The organism is Bacillus sp. SD088, from assembly GCF_017355205.1.
Classification (GTDB): Bacteria; Bacillota; Bacilli; order Bacillales; family Bacillaceae_C; genus Lederbergia.
On sequence record NZ_JADIJK010000011.1, the window covers coordinates 83,905 to 98,655 of the forward strand.

The 14,751-nt window shown below is 37.3% G+C and carries 14 protein-coding genes; 8 read left to right on the forward strand and 6 right to left on the reverse strand.

Translation table 11 applies throughout. From position 1 onward, the window contains the following. Nucleotides 1-8: 8 nt before the first annotated feature. The 4 genes from IPU53_RS11375 to IPU53_RS11390 all read right to left on the reverse strand — a co-directional run bounded on the left by IPU53_RS11375 (nucleotide 9) and on the right by IPU53_RS11390 (nucleotide 3,212). Nucleotides 9-1,109 (reverse strand): ABC transporter ATP-binding protein, encoded by a 1,101-nt coding sequence (locus tag IPU53_RS11375; protein ID WP_207450798.1) that lies wholly within the window; start codon nucleotides 1,107-1,109, stop codon nucleotides 9-11. A 348-nt stretch (nucleotides 1,110-1,457) separates the two neighbouring features. Then, nucleotides 1,458-2,351, reverse strand: coding sequence for a PucR family transcriptional regulator (locus IPU53_RS11380; RefSeq protein WP_207450800.1), 894 nt, complete (start codon nucleotides 2,349-2,351; stop codon nucleotides 1,458-1,460). A gap of 372 nt (nucleotides 2,352-2,723) precedes the next feature. Further along, nucleotides 2,724-2,915 carry a hypothetical protein gene (locus IPU53_RS11385; protein WP_207450802.1) on the reverse strand — a complete coding sequence of 64 codons (192 nt, stop codon included), beginning with the start codon at nucleotides 2,913-2,915 and terminating at the stop codon, nucleotides 2,724-2,726. Between the two features lie 78 nt (nucleotides 2,916-2,993). After that, nucleotides 2,994-3,212 carry a DUF5342 family protein gene (locus IPU53_RS11390; RefSeq protein WP_207450804.1) on the reverse strand — a complete coding sequence of 73 codons (219 nt, stop codon included), beginning with the start codon at nucleotides 3,210-3,212 and terminating at the stop codon, nucleotides 2,994-2,996. Nucleotides 3,213-3,412: 200 nt separating this feature from the next. Here IPU53_RS11390 and IPU53_RS11395 point away from each other — a divergent pair, with 200 nt between their 5' ends. The 7 genes from IPU53_RS11395 to IPU53_RS11425 all read left to right on the forward strand — a co-directional run bounded on the left by IPU53_RS11395 (nucleotide 3,413) and on the right by IPU53_RS11425 (nucleotide 11,937). Continuing rightward, nucleotides 3,413-4,552 carry a DUF445 domain-containing protein gene (locus tag IPU53_RS11395; protein WP_207450806.1) on the forward strand — a complete coding sequence of 380 codons (1,140 nt, stop codon included), beginning with the start codon at nucleotides 3,413-3,415 and terminating at the stop codon, nucleotides 4,550-4,552. Between the two features lie 35 nt (nucleotides 4,553-4,587). Beyond that, complete coding sequence (locus IPU53_RS11400) at nucleotides 4,588-4,944, forward strand: YlbF family regulator (protein WP_207450808.1); 357 nt, start codon at nucleotides 4,588-4,590, stop codon at nucleotides 4,942-4,944. Nucleotides 4,945-5,263: 319 nt separating this feature from the next. Beyond that, the gene (locus IPU53_RS11405) at nucleotides 5,264-6,121 is read left to right on the forward strand and encodes a Cof-type HAD-IIB family hydrolase (RefSeq protein ID WP_207450810.1); all 858 of its coding nucleotides are present in this window, start codon (nucleotides 5,264-5,266) and stop codon (nucleotides 6,119-6,121) included. An 86-nt stretch (nucleotides 6,122-6,207) separates the two neighbouring features. After that, on the forward strand, nucleotides 6,208-7,461 hold the full coding sequence (locus IPU53_RS11410) for a metallophosphoesterase family protein (protein WP_207450812.1): 1,254 nt from the start codon (nucleotides 6,208-6,210) through the stop codon (nucleotides 7,459-7,461). Next, entirely contained in the window at nucleotides 7,458-10,421 is a 2,964-nt protein-coding gene (locus IPU53_RS11415) for an AAA family ATPase (protein ID WP_207450814.1), read from the forward strand. The genes IPU53_RS11410 and IPU53_RS11415 overlap by 4 nt, the downstream gene beginning before the upstream one ends. A gap of 272 nt (nucleotides 10,422-10,693) precedes the next feature. Then, entirely contained in the window at nucleotides 10,694-11,635 is a 942-nt protein-coding gene (gene yhaM / locus IPU53_RS11420) for a 3'-5' exoribonuclease YhaM (protein WP_207450816.1), read from the forward strand. Nucleotides 11,636-11,745: 110 nt separating this feature from the next. Next, entirely contained in the window at nucleotides 11,746-11,937 is a 192-nt protein-coding gene (locus tag IPU53_RS11425; RefSeq protein ID WP_207450818.1) for a sporulation YhaL family protein, read from the forward strand. 192 nt (nucleotides 11,938-12,129) lie between these two features. Here IPU53_RS11425 and IPU53_RS11430 read toward each other — a convergent pair whose 3' ends face one another. Beyond that, nucleotides 12,130-13,092, reverse strand: coding sequence for a peptidylprolyl isomerase (locus tag IPU53_RS11430; RefSeq protein WP_207450819.1), 963 nt, complete (start codon nucleotides 13,090-13,092; stop codon nucleotides 12,130-12,132). A gap of 344 nt (nucleotides 13,093-13,436) precedes the next feature. Between IPU53_RS11430 and IPU53_RS11435 the strand changes: the two genes are divergently transcribed. Further along, a complete protein-coding gene (locus IPU53_RS11435; protein WP_064467435.1) occupies nucleotides 13,437-13,526 on the forward strand; it encodes a YjcZ family sporulation protein in 90 nt (29 codons plus the stop codon). Nucleotides 13,527-13,996: 470 nt separating this feature from the next. On the opposite strand, the gene IPU53_RS11440 is transcribed toward IPU53_RS11435, so the two are convergent. Next, nucleotides 13,997-14,533, reverse strand: coding sequence for a DUF3267 domain-containing protein (locus IPU53_RS11440; protein WP_207450820.1), 537 nt, complete (start codon nucleotides 14,531-14,533; stop codon nucleotides 13,997-13,999). Nucleotides 14,534-14,751 lie beyond the last annotated feature (218 nt).

A 14,751-nucleotide genomic window follows, 5' to 3' on the forward strand; every position in this document is an offset into this window, starting at 1 on the left:
TTGTTCGCTTATCGAATTCTTAGTTCAGTCTCTGTATCGAAGAAATGGACTTTATTCATATCTAAAGCAAGTTCCATGGTTTGCCCTGGTTCCGCAATCGTTCTTGCATCTATTTTTGCCACAAATTCTTGTTCACCGATAGAAGAGTAAAGCATTGTTTCTGCTCCCAAAAGCTCAGAAACATCAATTTTGATAGTGATTTTTGTATTTGGTGATGCCTCAATGAATGCCGGCTCATCATGGAGGTCTTCAGGGCGTACACCCATTACAAAGGCCTTCCCTACATAACCTTGTTCACGAAGCATTTTCATTTTGCCTTCTGGCACAGCTACTTTTTCTCCACCATCAATCTTGAAACCATCCTCTTCAAGTTTCCCGTTGAAGAAGTTCATTGCAGGTGATCCGATAAATCCACCAACAAAGATATTGTCTGGATTGTCATAAACTTCTTTCGGACTACCTACTTGTTGGATTACTCCGTCTTTCATAACAACAATTCTAGTCGCCATTGTCATCGCTTCTGTTTGGTCATGAGTAACATAGATTGTTGTTGTTTGTAGTCTTTGGTGCAATTTTGCAATTTCCGCACGCATTTGAACACGGAGTTTCGCATCCAAGTTAGATAAAGGTTCGTCCATTAGGAATACTTTAGCATCCCGTACAATGGCACGTCCTAATGCCACACGCTGACGTTGTCCACCGGAAAGTGCTTTCGGCTTACGGTCAAGGAAGCTTTCAAGACCAAGAATTCTTGCAGCGTTATTGACACGTTCTTCGATTTCTTTCTTTGGCATTTTACGTAATTTCAACCCAAATGCCATATTGTCGTATACAGTCATATGTGGATAAAGAGCGTAGTTCTGGAATACCATCGCAATATCGCGGTCTTTAGGAGCGACATCGTTTACTCTTTTATCATCAATGTAGAAATCACCTTGTGAGATTTCTTCCAATCCAGCAATCATACGTAATGTTGTAGATTTACCACAACCAGAAGGTCCAACGAAAACGATAAATTCTTTATCTTCTACATGAAGATTGAAATCAGATACTGCTGTGACTTTATTATCATAAACTTTATAAATACCATCAAGACGTAACTCAGCCATTGATAAAACCCCCTAAATTTAATGTACTTTTATTGTACAGAATCCGCTTTCAGCAGGCTATGGACAAGGTGCACAAAATCGCGATCCATTTTTTAGGCAAGATGCCCATTAATAGAAAAAAGCTCCGCAGATGATAAGTCAACCTCGACTTATTCTTCGTCATGTTGCCCAGCTACAGACGACAGGAACGAGAGACTTGCAGGTTGCGAATCAATCTGACAGGACGTCGAGCCTTTAACTGCTGTTCCGCTAAATAATCCTAAACCGCCGAAAGGGAAATTTCACCTTCGGCGGTTTAGGATTATTTGCTTGTCATCTCTACCGAAACGCCTTCCACTTTTCTAGGCTCTAGGCGTCCATATGGAGACAGGCTAGGTATGTAAAGAAGGCGCCATGGAATGTTTTGATATCGATGCCTGTTTTCTCGATAAATTTGTCAATTCGATATTGAAGGCTATTCCGATGCATAAACAGTTGTTTGGCGGTTGAAGTAGCATTTGCTTGGTTTTCAATATATGTTTTAATCGTTTTTGTTAGATCAGTATCATCTGATAAGATCTGGTGAACATCTGCAAACAGGATAGGACGCTCGTGTTCGGGAAGATTAAGATATGAATAATTCGGAATGACTTTTTCTCGTGTCATAATTCTTTCTTCTGGGTGATCCGATAATGAGACAGCCAACAATCTTTGTTCTAATTCAAACAGATGTTTTAGTTGATGATGAACAGGTTGAAAAAAGCCAAGATAAAAATGAATTTTGATAAAAAAATCACTTTCTAATGCTTCAATGGCAGAGGATAAATCTTCCTCTGTTATGGAGAACTTTGGATGATCTTCAATGATAACGCCATGATGATGGCTGATAGGGACAAAGATTACCTCGTTAGAAAAGAGGCTTTTTGTCGCTTCCTCCCATTCATTATACTGAAAATCATCATGCATATTTGGAATAGTAAAATGGATAAAACGAATATTCTTTGCCTTGGAATCCGGAATTTTCCCATTATGGATTAAAAATTGATACCATTTCTCCGCCATAGGAGTCCGAACTAATTCTTGTCTAGGACCCAATGGGAAGAGAGTCGCAAGCAATGTAATTTCTTCTTTTGTTAATTGCGCATGTGGAATCCCTATATAAGAATCTGTGCGTTCATCCTTTAACCATATATGCTGTGAATCGGTAGTAGGTTTTAAACTCGTAATCGCATCAGGGTATAAATGTAATAATTTCTTAATCATATGAAGCTCCTTTATCCCGCATTAACGGGCAGTAATCCCCCCACCTCAAGGCTTTAGAGAATACGGAAAAGCATAGGTGGGGAATACACTGCCCGTAAAAGCCCGATTGGTTCAGGCCAACAAGATGTTGGTCACAAAGGCGTAGCGACGTACAGGACGTACTAGGCAGGTGAAACGACAGGATGTCGCGATTTTAGTCTTTGATCCTCTGAAATCAGTGGGGATGAAAGCAGACTAAGTTCGCGACAACAATCGGCCACGTCTGCACTAGCACGTCCTGTGCGTCGAAAAAACCCCACTGATTGAAGTTTCACTTTATCTGCCTTTTTCTAGAAAGAAAAGGAGCTGACAATGAAGTCAGTCCTTTCTTCATTATATCTCCTTAGGATCCTCTTCAGGAAAGAAATCCACGGCTTCTTCAATATTGGTGGAGTCTTTTCTCAAAAAAACGGATCCACCTGACATTCCTTCATTGACCATTCGGTCGACATCCATATATAATTTATGACGACCTTCAAAGTCGGTATCAGGTAAAAATTGCTTTTGCTTCTTTCTTTTATTCATACCATCAGCCTCCTTCCGTTTTAGTATGGAGGGGGGATGGATATTACATGCTCTTTAAATATTGGTAAGCCTTATTAATTAACGTTCATGATCATAAATATGAAAGAGCATTAGATCATGAACCTGTTTTTCGATTAGATCTCTGTTTTCTATGAAGGTTAATGGGCTTTCCCAATCAATTTGACCGTTGGGGTGATAAAGACCAGAAATTTTTCTATGTTTGTAGAAAAAGGAGAATTTCCAACCTAGATGTTGTTGAGTAGGAAGAATGGTTTGAACTTGAAAATGTTGAAACATATTTCTTCACCTCTTAAGTAGTTTACCAAATATAAGCAAATCATTAAATAAAAATCCATGAACAACGCTTTTATATATTAACAAGTTCATGTTCAAACTGGACTTTTTTAGCAATCTCTAAAAGGATAGGAACCTTTCTTGTGATGAAACGTAATAAATTTAGAAGCGAATAAGAGTTAAGTTACTCAGGAGGAGTTAAAATGTCACATTGGATATGGATGTTACTATTTATGATCGTGATTGGAGCAATCATTGGTGGCCTTACGAATTTCTTGGCCATTCAAATGCTCTTTCGACCACACCGTCCCATTTATATTGGGAAATGGCAGCTCCCTTTTACACCAGGATTAATTCCCAAAAGGCAAAAGGAGCTAGCTACACAAGTAGGAAAATTAGTCGTGAACCATTTAGTAACTCCGCAAAGTATACAAGAAAAGTTATCTGACCCAAAATTTAAATATGAAGTGGAAACATTAGTCAGCAATAAAATACATAGTTGGCTAAACGAAAACTGGACGGTTGAACAATTATTGCATTTTTTACAGATCGAAAATGCGGAACAAAAAGCGAGAGACTATTTACATAGTAAAGTGAAACAAAAATATGCATCCTTAAAGGGAAAATACAGTAATGAGCCAATCATTGAACTCGTGCCTGAGGAGTGGGAGATCAAGGTGCAAGAGAAAATTCCTGATCTTTCTGAGAAGGTATTGGACAAAGTGAGTACTTATTTTTCTAGTGAACAAGGAAAAGAAAAAATAAATAAAATGATCGAAGAGTTTTTTCAAGATCGAGGTCGAATTTGGACGATGATTCAAATGTTTGTTGGTAATCAATCATTGGTCGATCGACTTCAGCCAGAACTGATTAAATTTCTACAAAATGACAATACAAAACAGATGCTTACGAATATATTACAAGCAGAATGGAGTAAATTACAGCAAAATTCAATGGAGGATTTATTTCCGAATTGGCAAGATGAACCATTATTACATTATCTAGAAAAATTGGCAGACAAGGCAATTCCATTAGATACGTTCTTTCGTCTTTCTATTGATGAGGTGATTTCACCATTTAAAGAAAAGATCGATCGAAAGTGGGTTCCCTTTCTATTAGATGCTGCAGGAAACTATTTAGTACAAGGAACAGAAGAAATGATGAAAAGATTCCAGGTTGAAGAGATTGTCCGTGAACAAATTGAACAATTTTCATTAGCAAAGCTGGAAGAACTCGTGTTATCAATTGCGAAAAAGGAACTATCGATGATTACCTATTTGGGTGCCATTCTTGGTGGTGCAATTGGCCTAATTCAAGGAATCATTGTGATGATTACTTCCTAGTATGTTACACTGTTTGGGAAGGAGGGATTCTATTTATGGCAACAAATTTATATGATCATGCGTATGACCTTGAAAAATCTTTACGTGAAAGTGAAGAATATATGGATCTGAAGAATATGTATGAAGCAGTTGAAAATGATGCTACGGCTAAATCAATGTTTGATTCATTTCGGCAAGTGCAAATGCAACTTCAGCAAAAACAGATGAATGGACAAGATATTCCGGAAGAAGAAGTTCAGCAAGCACAATTGATTGCCAATCAAGTGCAACAGAATGAAAAAGTAACAAAATTAATGGAAGCAGAACAAAGAATGAGTATGGCGATTCAAGAGTTAAATAAAATTATCATGAAGCCACTTGATGATTTATATGGAGCTGTCCAAGGACAGTAATGTAAAAAATGTACTAAGCTCAAAGACGAACAGCGCATTACCTTAGCGAAGGAAATATACGTAGGTTCCTGCGGGAAGTAAGAGTTCGGCAAGCCCTCAGAAGGCGAAGCCTGAGGAGACTTGCCACTCACCCGCAAAAAGCGAAATATATTTCCGGAGCGGGGTGTATGCACCATATTAGTTCGTCTTTTTTCTTTGGTGAAAACACTTTGCCGCAGCTTCTTTTTTGATACTTCGTTTAGGGTTGGTTCTAACTTGTGAAGGGCTGCATAAAATAATGGTAGAACGAGTTGGACCTGCACAATAGGGGGGTATCAGCATGATGTATAAGTTACTAGCTTTGAATATTGACGGCACTTTATTGCAGGATAATGGCCGTATAAATAAAGTAACGAAAGATGCCATTGCATATGCTAAAGAGAAAGATGTTAAAATTGTTCTTACAACATCCAGAAATTTTCCCACAGCAAAAAGAGTAGCCAAATCATTAAAAATTGAAGAGCATATTATTGCTCATCAAGGCGCTTTTATTGGCAAAGAGATCGATAAACCTGTATTTGTAAGAAGAATAACAGAGAACATTACAGGAGAAATGCTTGATTTATTCGCATCATTTTCCTGCCAGATTAATATCATTCATGAAGAAAGTCTGCTGGGAAATAAGATGAGTTTACCGAATCAACTAATGGCGAGAGTCGTTTTTCAAAAGCCTAATCGTTTGGCTTATTCAGAGCAATACGTAGATGATTTGAGAGAAACCTTCCAGCAGAATCCCATATCTCCAACGATGATTGAAATCGTATTTGAGCATAAACATGACCGTGAAGATGCAATCAAGGTGATTGAAGAAATGTATGATGAAGTTGAGTGTATTAAAACGACTCCTTTACGTTTAATCATAGTTCCAGTAATGGTATCAAAATTAAAAGGGGTTCAATTTTTATGTGAGCATCATGGAATTAAAAGGGAAGAAGTAGTGGCAATTGGATCAGATCTAGATGATTTGCCGCTGATTCAATGGGCAGGACTTGGCGTAGCAATGGGGAATGCACCAATAGAAGTACGAAATGAGGCGAATTGGATCACAAGATCCTACGAAGACAATGGTGTTGCGTATATGGTGAAGGAACATTTCCGTAAACAACATCGTCTAGGCTTTTTGAAAAATATGAAATAAATGAAAAACAGCGTGTCCATACGCTGTTTTTTTCTGCGTATTTATTGTATGATGGAACATATATTCGTTATGAGAGGAAGATCCCAATGAAAAATGAGATTCACTTTATTCATACAGCTGATCTGCATTTGGACAGTCCATTTCTCGGTTTAAAAGATGTACCAACGGATCTGTTTAAACGAATCCAAAATAGTACTTTTCAGGCCTTTGAAAAATTAATTGATACAGCCATTGAAAGAAGTGTTGACTTTATTATCATTGTAGGGGATTTATTTGATGGTGAGGATAGGAGTATTAAAGCACAGGCAAGATTAAGGCAGCAAATGATAAAACTTGAACAGGCAGGCATCCATGCTTTCATTTCACATGGAAATCATGATCATTTATCAGGCAGCTGGTTACACTTAGATATGTCCTCCAATGTACATATCTTTAGTGAGGAAGTTTCCTGTTTTGCTTTTACTACAAAAACGGGTTTAAACGTTCATTTATATGGTTTTAGTTATCCAACCAGACACGTGATTGAAGGCAAAGCCTCTGATTTTATCAAAGAAGGGGAGGCTGATTTTCATATTGGTCTCTTACATGGACAATGTAAAAGTAGCCGAAGTGATCATCAACCATATGCACCGTTTACGATTCAAGAATTACTACAAAGGCATATGGATTATTGGGCATTGGGTCATATACATAAAAGCGAAATTTTACATGAAGATCCGTATATTGTCTATCCGGGCAACCCACAAGGCCGTCATAAAAATGAAAAAGGGAAAAAAATAGGTTATGAGGTTTGCATGAATATTGAAGGACAGACGAGTCTCCGGTCGATTCCTACCTCTATAATTCAGTGGGAAAGTATAGACATTCCTTGTGAGGAAGGGATAACTTTTACTGAATTGTATACGAAGTGTGTATCTGAAATGAAAAGCCTAGTTGATCAAGTGCAATGTGGCGTATTATTGGAAATTAATTTGAAAGATCCGGATCAACTTTCTTCTCTCGTACAGCAAAAGATCGAGAATGAAGAGTTCTTAGAAATGCTTCAAGAGGAAACTGAGATAGGAAATTCATTTATTTGGCCATATAAGATTAACATTGAAAAGCAACATACTAACGAAGGTTTATTTGCAGACCCTATCTTTTGGAACTTGATGAATCAAACCATTTCAGATTATACGCATGAAGAGATTGATGATTCGCTATCAAGCTTATATACGCATATATATGCCAGTCGCTATTTATCTCCATTAACTGACAACATAAAAGAGCAACTTTTAGTCGATGCCCAGAAACGAATAAGTGAACGGTTTGCTGTCAAGAAAGCGAGGGAAAATAGATGAAGATAAAAAGCCTATACATATATGGATATGGAAAATTTACAGAATTTGCATGGAATTCCGTTGGCTCAATGCAAGTTGTGTACGGTTATAATGAAGCGGGAAAATCGACGATCATGGCCTTTATCCATAGTATTTTATTTGGCTTTCCTTCGAAACAGTCATCTCAATTAAGATATGAACCAAAATACAGTCATGCCTATGGAGGAAGATTGGTTGTTGAAACTAAGATAGATGGGGAAGTGGTAATCGAGCGAGTAAAGGGAAAAGCTGGTGGCGAGGTTCGAATTCAATTTAAGGACGGTACGATCGGTGGGGAAGAGCAGCTACTTTCTTTATTAGCCGGTATGAATAAAGCACTGTATCAAAATTTGTTTTCTTTTGATCTCAAGGGGATTCAAGAAGTTCAACGATTGCAGGGCACAGAAATTGGTCGCTATTTATTAGCAGCGGGTACGTTTGGAACAGATCAGCTCCTTTCTATAGAAGAAGAACTAAAAAAGGAATCTGAACAGCTTTTCAAGCCGAATGGAAGAAAACCGAAATTAAACCAACTCCTTCAACAATTAAAGGAATCTGAACAAGAGCTTAGAAAAGCGAAGCAGCAAAACAAAAATTATGATTCATTATTATTAAAAAAGGATCATTTAGAGCAAAAACACGATAAGCTCGAAACTGAATTAAAAGAGAAAGCTAATACAGTGCAGAATGTGACGACAGTATTGGAAAAATGGCCCATCTTACAAGAGAATCATAGCATTGACCAACGTTTGAAAGAACTTGGATTGATCGAATTCCCTGTAGATGGATTAAAAAGATATGAAAACTATTTAGATAAACAGATTTTTCTTCGCACTCAAATAGAAGCAATCGTTGGAAAATTGGAGAAGACCGAGCAAATTCTTTCTGAATCGAAACCATCCCCGGCTTTTCAGACGGTTGTGCATCGAGCAGATAAGCTTATTCAAGAATGGCCGTTATTTCTGCAAAACCGTGAAGATATGACGGAAAATAAGCGGGAAATAGAAGAAAATAAGGGGAGAATAGCAGAAATAGAACAAGCTTTAGGTCTGCACGTACAGGCAGAAAGCTTGGATTTAGGTATTACTGTCAAAGAACAGGTAAGAGAGGAATTAAATGAACAGCTCAAGTTGCAACTAAGAACTGAAGATATTACAAAGCAATTGGAAAAAGTTTCGTTTAAATTTGCTGAAATGGAAGCTCAATGTCAAAGTATTGAAGAGAGTTTGTGGTCAGAAACTGATTTCAAGCAACTGGAGCAGGAAAGAAACGCTTGGATCGAAATAGAAGAACAATTGTATGAAAAGAAAAGACAAAGTGGTAATAGCCAGCAGCTTCACAAAGGAAAGAAACAAGGCAAATATAGAAGGATAGGGGAGGGCGTGCTGTTCTCTCTCAGTTTTGTGCTCTTTGTCTGGGCTATTGTATCAACGCAATGGCTCTTAAGCTTATTTTCTGGAGCGGTATGCGGCTATTTATTGTTTATCATTTTTTTAGCTAACAAAGGAAAGACAAGTTCAGATGAACATCTATCTGTACAGATTCAGGAATTAACGGCAGAATTGGAAAAACGTGAAAAAAATTATCATCCCAAAGTGGTATATGAAGAGCAAGTTGAATTGCGGAATGAATGGAAAAGAATGTACCAGATAGTAGAACAGACAGAACAGGCAGAGCAGGACCTACTGGGGCAAGAGCAGCAAATAAAGACCTATTTAGCAAGAAATAAAGAACAGATTCAAGCCTATAAGGAATCAATTGGCTTGCCAATTGACTTTCCAGATTTCCGTTTAGAGGACGCCATGGATTTATTGTCGGAAAGAGAAGATCGTAAGAAGAACATCGAAAAGCTAAAGAGTCATTTACAAGAAAAGCATGATAGGCAAATGAAGTGGCTACAAGAGTTGGAACATATTGCAAGTATAGCTGGTTGCACGAGAGAGGATCCTTCTGAAACGCTTTTTTCTATCAAACAGAAATTGAAATTGGAAGAAGAAAAAGTAATTAGACAAAATGAATGGAAAGTAAAAAAAGAAGAGTTAGAGAGTGAAAGAATAGCCCTTGAAAGGGAATATAAGGAATATCATGACCTCCTTAGCGAATTGCAGAAAAAAGCTGGTACAGCAGATGAAGAGCAATATCGCGCGAAAGCTGAAAAAAATGAGGAAATGCACCAATTACATGCCAGGCAACAAATTTTACAAGATCAGCTCAATCAGTCAGTAAAAGATTATTTTAGCTTATATGCTTCACAGGATGAAATAAAACAAGAGCATACCCAGCTTTTAATGTCGATCGAAGCGATCGAAAGGAGTTTGGAAAATATTAGGCAAGAAGTGGCCGCACTTGATCATCAGATTGCTATGTTGGAGGAAGGGGGGACTTATACAGAAAAGCTACATCGTTTCTATCAAATTCAGTCTATTTTTCAGGATGAGGCAATGAACTGGGCTAAGGTGAATATGGCGATTTCCTTACTACAAAAAACAATGAATAATTATATATTAGATCGCTTCCCAAAGGTTGTGCAGAAAGCAAGGGAATATTTTGCATTTTTGACAGATGGGGAGTATCTTTCATTATATTATCAAGAAAATGATCAATTAAATGTGGAAAGAAAAGATGGGGCATTAATGGAGCCAGTTGAGCTAAGCCAAGGAACGAAGGAGCAATTATACATCGCCTTAAGATTTGCACTAGTTTTTGTGATTCAGGAGGATTATCGCTTCCCGATTATAATTGATGATGGGTTTGTGAATTTTGATAAAAATCGCACAAAAAAAATATGCACACTTATTCAAACAATAAGTAAAGATAATCAAGTACTATTATTTACTTGTCATGAACATATAAGGGAATTATTTTCAAGGGATCGTGTCTTTATGCTACCCACCAATCATGATCAAAGTTCGAAAAGCGGCAAGAGTCATAGTATGATATAATTTTAGAAAGAAGCATATAGAGAATGTTCAAAAAGTCCGGTAAAAATGACACTGCGAGATAAAGGATCTTCTACTAAGTATCGACAAGTCTGAGTCGAACGTCGAGTCACCACGTCCTGTGGGCAACTCGGAAGTCAGCACAATAAGCGCAAGTTCCGCCTCGAACTTTCGACGGACAGGACGTACTAGTGTAGGACGTTTGCGATTGAAATTAGTTGGTCCTTTTTATCATCCCTTTTGAACACATTCAACTAGGAACGGAGGCGTGAAAGATGAAAGGAATAATGGAACATGAGGTCGGGGAGCAGGTTGATCTCTTTTTATTGATTAAAAGTGCAACAAAGGGTATGGCAAGTAATGGTAAACCTTTTCTAACCTTAATTTTACAAGATAAGTCAGGGGATATTGAAGCGAAATTATGGGATATCTCGAATGATCAGGTGAGAAATTTCCAAGCAGAAACAATTGTACGGGTAGCGGGTGAGGTACATAATTATCGTGGAAGGCTGCAATTGAAAATTAGGCAAATTCGACCTGCATCCTCTCAAGATGGAGTGAATGTTGCTGATTTCCTTGAGACTGCTCCAATCGATAAGGAAGAAATCTCAAGCAAAATTACTCAATATATATTTGAAATGAAGAACCCTAATCTTCAACGAATCACTCGCCATTTAATCAAAAAATACTTAGATCGCTTTTTAGAATATCCCGCTGCAACAAAGAATCATCACGAGTTTGTATCAGGGCTTGGCTATCATGTTGTGTCAATGCTTGATTTAGCTAAAGCGATCGCAGAGCTCTACCCGTCTTTGGATCGAGATCTTTTATATTCAGGGATTATCCTTCATGATTTAGGAAAGGTCATTGAATTGTCAGGACCTGTTTCTACCACGTATACAGTCGAGGGTAATTTATTAGGGCATATTACCATTGTTGTGAATGAAATAGCAAAGACTGCGGAAGAGTTAGGGATTCAAGGAGAAGAGGTTGTTGTATTGCAACATATCGTATTAAGCCATCATGGAAAATTGGAATGGGGAAGCCCAAAGCAACCCATGATTAAAGAAGCAGAAATTCTGCATATCATTGATAATATTGATGCAAAAATGAATATGCTTGATCGAAGTTTAAAACGAGCGAAACCAGGTGAATTTTCCGAAAGGATCTTTCCTTTGGATAACCGTTCATTTTATAAACCCACATTTCATTCTTAATGTCTTTCAATTGAAAGGCATTTTTTTTCTTTTGGTACATATACTTTATTAAAAGAATTAACATCTGTTCCAGTACTAATTGGACAAGTATAGGAAGGAGTGGACATGTATTGAGTTTACCTATCTGGATATACGTAGTCGTTGCAGGGATCTTCTTAAGCGCATTCATGGCAGTGAAGACAGCTAAGGAAGATCGGGATATGGAAGAGGAATGGATTGAACAAGAAGGACAAGTTTACGTGGATCGTATGCAAAAGGAAAAAAAGGATAGACAAAAACTTAAAACCTTAGCTGGTAAATAAAGCGAGGCTTATCGGAGTGTTAGCGTCCGTTATCCCCCACTTAGGCTTCTTTGAAATTTCCTAGTCTTGAAGTCGGGGGCTTACGGACGGTTGCACCGGGATAAAGTTAAACTTCATTACTGATGAATTTCTGCTCGTTAATACGGGATAAAAAGAAAAAAAGCTGCATATCGCAGCTTTTTTTCATAGTCATCATTTATCTTCTTTTTCATCAGCTGAATCTTCATCTTCTGCCTGGTCATCATTTGATGTGTCTGCATCTTCATCCACTTGATCATCTGGTGCCTCACCAGGATCTGGAGCGTCCATTATGGAATCTAATGATGCTTTTAAATCGTCATCTTTAACTTCTACTTTGGCATTCTTAAGCTCTCTCTTCATTGCTTGAAGGATAGAATCTTGATCAAGCTTGGCCAATTTTAATTCTTGCATGTACTCATCTTTTACTTTATCAAATTCTTCTTTTTCCGGCTTTTTCGTTACTTCAATAAGATGCCAACCAAATTGGGTTTCAATCGGAGCACTTACTTCGCCTTCTTTTAAATCAAAGGCTGCAACTTTAAAGTCCTCGTCCATTTGTGGATCCTCTCTTGAAAGGGTTCCAAGATCTCCACCATTTTCTGCTGTTGCATCTGTCGAGTATTCTTTCGCTACATCGGCAAAATCTTCACCGTCATCCAATTTCTTCTTCGCTTCTTTAGCCGTCTTCTCATCTTCCACAATAATGTGTCGAACGTCGATATCAGGCTCTTTCTGATCGTAATACTCCTGCAGTTCGTCATCTGTCACTTCAATGTCTTTCGTTGCGGCTTTTTGTTGCAACAGGTTTAAATAAAGAACTTCTCGAAAATCTTCTTCATCACTGAAGCCAGATTGCATGAGTTGCATTTCAAATTGTTCTCCAAGCTGGTCTTTAATTTTATTCAATTCTGCGTCTACTTCTTTATCGCTTACTTTATACTCTTTTTCAAGTACTTTCTCTACGACAAGTTGTTGAAGTACTTGATCTCCAACTCTTTCCTTCATCGCATCGTAAAGTTCCTCTTTTGATACATCTCCCGCTTTTGATTTTACAACGGTATCCCCGCCGCCGCTACAAGCAGCAAGTCCAACAACACCAGCTGCTAACGTTAGGGAAAGCACCCACTTTTTCATAATTGACAACTCCCTACAATATTAAGTCGAAGATTGTTTTAAGCCACAAAACTTACTATAACATAGTTTATTGCAGATGATAAATACTTTTTCTAATAATTCTTTAAAAATAGGCGTTTGCTTCATGACAAATCAACTGATAAGGACATAGGGTATAAGGAATGGGATAACAAACTATTTGGTTAGAAAAAAATTAAAGGTTTGCCTGCAATTTGACATTTTCTTATTCAACTGATTATGAACAGGAGCATAATTTTGAAAAAAAATGAGAAACTTGGGCAAACGTCCTAACCAATAACAAAAAAATGAATAATATAAAGTAAGATCTAGAGGAGGTGTTGTAATTGTCAGCTGGAGCTGGTTACGGCGGAGGCTTCGCCCTTATCGTTGTATTGTTCATTCTGTTAATTATCGTGGGGGCGTCTTGGCTATAATATAAGAAGGATAAAATACAAAAAGGCGGGTTCCGATTTAGGGAACTCCGCCTTTTTACGTATACAAAATTTTGATGTAGGTTGAGAAAAGGAGAATAGTGGTTAATGTGTTAATTGTACGAAAAACCGTTGGTTGGCGTTCTTCTGGAATTTCCCTAAGGACACAGAGGGAGTTGGTAAGGTTATTAAATATGTATAAGATAATAATAGCAAAAATACAAAAAAGCGAGATCAATATGTTTCCTTCCCTTCGTCTCCTATATAGTAAAAGAATATCAAATTTATCTTGAAAAAGATAGGGAAAATTAAAATCGAGTTCTCATGCACGAGGTGGTAAAATATGATAATGTGCTTTCAATAGCATTGTTACATAAGGAGAGAAATTTGTGCGCAATCCCATTTGGGCAAGTCTGCCTGCTCGTAAGCAGAGGCCTGGAGCAGACAGACCGTTCATCTCTCTTGGGATCGATTTAATTTTTAACCAGAATCTCATAACCATTTTCGGTTTCTTCAATGAAGGACCCACTTGGAGAAGCTAAAAGTGTTTTTAAAAATTTAAAATCTGGTGTACAGAGACCAATATGATAAGATAACAAAATAGCAATATAATGGCGGTAACTTGGAAATAAAAATAATGCCGCTATTAATATAGAATTTATGATAATAAACGGAAAAATCAATGCTAGTGAATATTGGGCTTTAGAAACTGGTGTGAAAATATTTAATTGCATAATAGGTAATATATGAAAATACCATTCAATTTTTAGTTTTATTTTTCCGTAAGCACATCTTAATGGCAATAAGTGACAAAATTTATGCAAGGGATATAGTAAAATAAGGATAATAAAAAAAGTGAGTGCATGATTATCCTTCAATTGCCCTGACGCCATTGTTTGTATCAAGACATAAATAAATAGAAAAACAAGTAAAGAAATAAAACTAGATGTGGTGAAAATCCGTAAAAAATGATATTTTCTATTTACATTAAATGATTTCCAACAATGCATTATGTGCTCCTCCAAAATGAAAAAGTAAAGTGAGATTTATCGGGATGTTAGCGTCCGTTATCTCCCACTGAGACTTCCTTGGAATTTCATTATTTTGAAGTGGGGGCTTATGGACGGTTGCACCGAGATAACTCTACATACTTTACGACGAAATACAGGTAAAATCAATAGGCTTTTAGAATAAATCGAATGGAAATATCATTTCACCGGTCATCCGG